This window comes from Mycobacterium sp. (assembly GCF_049802695.1).
GTDB lineage: Bacteria > Actinomycetota > Actinomycetes > Mycobacteriales > Mycobacteriaceae > Mycobacterium.
Genome location: NZ_JBARMY010000358.1, coordinates 1 through 2,908 on the forward strand (window position 1 = coordinate 1; position 2,908 = coordinate 2,908).

3 protein-coding genes are annotated in these 2,908 nt (G+C 67.4%); 1 reads left to right on the forward strand and 2 read right to left on the reverse strand.

Going from position 1 to position 2,908, the window contains the following annotated elements:
- Positions 1–1,440, reverse strand: a 1,440-nt coding sequence (locus WA317_RS14885; protein WP_425173762.1) for a DEAD/DEAH box helicase, incomplete at its 3' end; no start/stop codon positions are given.
- Positions 1,441–1,757: 317 nt separating this feature from the next.
- Between WA317_RS14885 and WA317_RS14890 the strand changes: the two genes are divergently transcribed.
- A complete protein-coding gene (locus WA317_RS14890) occupies positions 1,758–2,453 on the forward strand; it encodes a ferritin-like fold-containing protein (RefSeq protein WP_425173763.1) in 696 nt (231 codons plus the stop codon).
- Between the two features lie 69 nt (positions 2,454–2,522).
- On the opposite strand, the gene WA317_RS14895 is transcribed toward WA317_RS14890, so the two are convergent.
- Positions 2,523–2,908 (reverse strand): MmpS family transport accessory protein (locus WA317_RS14895; RefSeq protein ID WP_425173764.1); only part of this gene is annotated, 386 nt, incomplete at its 5' end.

The window sequence follows — 2,908 nt, forward strand, 5'->3', positions numbered from 1 at the left end:
GTGCGTAGCATCCCCGGAGGGTTCGCCGGTATCCGCCTCCGGCACGGCGGCATCGCCGCTGCCTGCCGCGTCAGTAGCCGGATGTCCGTTCATCGATTGGCCCCCGCGGGTGCGGCGGCGGGACCGGTTGCTCTTGCGCGGCGCCGGTCCGGAACGCTGCGGCTCACCGGCCGCCCGCTTGCCCTGCGTCGGGCGCCTGTCGCCCACGGTGCCGCGAGCCTCGCCCGGGATGCCGAGCTCGGAGTACAGATGGGGCGAACTGGAGTAGGTCTCGGCGGGGTCGGGGCAGCCCAGGTCCAACGCTTTGTCGATCATTGCCCAGCGGGCCAGCTCGTCCCAGTCCACCAAGGTGACCGCGACGCCGGTGCGCCCGGCGCGACCGGTGCGCCCGATACGGTGCACGTAGGTCTTTTCGTCGTCGGGGCACTGGTAGTTGATGACGTGGGTGACACCCTCGACGTCGATGCCGCGGGCGGCGACGTCGGTGGCGACGAGCACGTCGATGCTGCCGGTCCGGAAAGCCTTGAGGGCTTTCTCCCGAGCGATCTGGCCCAGATCCCCGTGCACGGCCCCGACGGCGAAGCCGCGCTCAGCCAGCTCGTCGGCCACCTTCTGGGCGGTGCGCTTGGTACGGGTGAAGACCATGGTGGCGCCGCGGTCACGCGCCTGCAGTATCCGGGTGACCAGTTCCGCCTTGTCCAGTGCGTGAGCGCGATAGACGAACTGCTCGGTGAGGTCGTGAACCGCCGAGGATTGCGGCGCCTCGGCCCGGATGTGGGTGGGCTGGCGCATGAAGGTCCGGGCCAATGTGATGATCGGGCCGGGCATGGTCGCCGAGAACAGCATCGACTGCCGCTCGTCGGGAATCTGGCGCAAAATTCGCTCGATGTCGGGCAGGAAGCCGAGATCGAGCATCTCGTCGGCCTCGTCGAGGACCAGCACCGACAGGTCACCGAGCTTCAGGTGACCCTGCTGGGCTAAATCGAGCAGCCGGCCGGGCGTTCCCACCACGACGTCGGCGCCCGCGCGCAGCGCTTCGATCTGGGGTTCGTAGGGGCGTCCGCCGTAGATGGACACCACCGACAGCCGCCGCTCGCCGTCGGTTCCAGCGGTCAGGTACTTGGCCGCGCCGGTCAGGTCGTTGAAAACCTGCAGGCAGAGTTCGCGGGTGGGGACCACCACCAGCGCGCGGGGAGTGCCGCTGAGCGGCCGGTCGCCGTTGGCGATGCGCTCCAGCAGCGGCACGCCAAAGGCGAGGGTCTTGCCCATTCCCGTGCGGGCCTGGCCGATCAGGTCGTCGCCGTCAAGCGCCAGGGGCAGGGTGAGTTCTTGGATGGCAAATGGGTGTTCGATGCCCTTTTCGCTGAGAGAGCGGACGATTTCGTCGCGAACTCCGAGCTGGGCGAAGCTGAGTGGGTGGGTGTTGAGGATAGGGGACATGCTTGGGCGATAGGCCTTTCGGTAACAGGGCGGTCATTCTCGTCGCGGTTCGTCGAGTCCTGCGCGCACGAGTTTTGACTCCGAAGACGTCGCCGATTCGCATGGCCCCGCTCCGCTTGAGGCGGCGGGCCAACTGCGTGCACGCACACATTCAGGTAGCCAACGAGCCACTACCTATTACCAGCATAGCCGGTCGGAGGTTGCGTCCGCTGGTAGCGCCGGGCGCAGCGGGTCACCACCGTCCCGCATCGTGGTGATCGCCAGCGCGGCGTTGCCGGGCGCAGCGGGTCACCACCGTCCCGCATAGAGTGATGTTTATGACTTCGCGTCCGCCTGCCGAACAGCAGGCCGACGTGTCGGTGCCGGGGCAGGCCGCAGACCATCCCGGCGTCACCAAGCTTCTGACGCTGCTGGCCTACGGTGAAATCGCCGCGTTCTACCGGCTCACCGACGAAGCGCGCATGGCGCCCAACCTGCGCGGCCGGATCTCGATGGCCAGCATGGCGGCCGCCGAGATGGGTCACTACGACGTGTTGCGTGAGGCGCTGGAACGCCGCGGTGTCGACGTGGTGGCGTCCATGGCGAAATTCGCGCCGGTCATCGACAATTATCACCGCCTGACCACGCCGAGCACCTGGCTGGAAGCGCTGGTCAAGACTTATGTCGGTGACGCCCTGGCCGCCGACTTCTATCTGGAGATCGCCGACGGGCTGCCCGACGAAGTGGCCGACGTGGTACGCGAAACGCTGTCCCAAACCGGGCATTCGCAGTTCGTCGTCGCTGAAGTGCGCACAGCCGTGACCAGCAGCGCCCGCCAACGCGGCCGGCTCGCGTTGTGGTCGCGTCGGCTGCTCGGCGAAGCCATTACCCAGGCCCAGTACGTGCTGGCCGATCACGACGATCTGGTCGGGCTGGTGATGTCGGGAACGGCGGGCCTGCCGCAGCTCGCCGATTTCTTCGAACGCCTGCAACACACGCACGGCGAACGGATGCGTGAACTCGGCCTTTCCTAGGTCGAGGCGAGCAGTCACAGAATGTGCGGGTTCGCCCGCCTTCGAGCGATTAGTCGTCGCCAGCACCGACTACCGAGTGCAGGTCGCGATCATCGCGTTGTCGGCCGACGCTATGACGGTCTGACCCTCGGCGTTGGTGGTCGCGCAGTTGAGGTGGCCGCCCAAGCTGGTGGCGATCACAGATGTGAGCTGCACCCCCGGCTCCAAGACGACCGTCTTCGACCACGGCAGCGCCACGTTGAAGTCCGTGTGCGGTAAGCCACGCGCGTCGGTGTAGACGATGCTGACGAAGTCGAGCAGTTGCTTGGTGCCGGTGACTCGATACACGACGGTGCGCGGGTTCAGCACTGGCACAGACGACGGAGGTGTCGGCGGCACAGTGGGTACTGGGGCTGTCGTCGGCAGCGCGCTCGGTGGCGGCGGCACCGTCGTCACGGTCTCGCGCGGGAGCGGGG

Excerpts from the sequence above, each read along its gene's own strand:
- WA317_RS14890 (WP_425173763.1), top strand. The coding sequence starts at position 1,758 with ATGACTTCGCGTCCGCCTGCCGAACAGCAGGCCGACGTGTCGGTGCCG.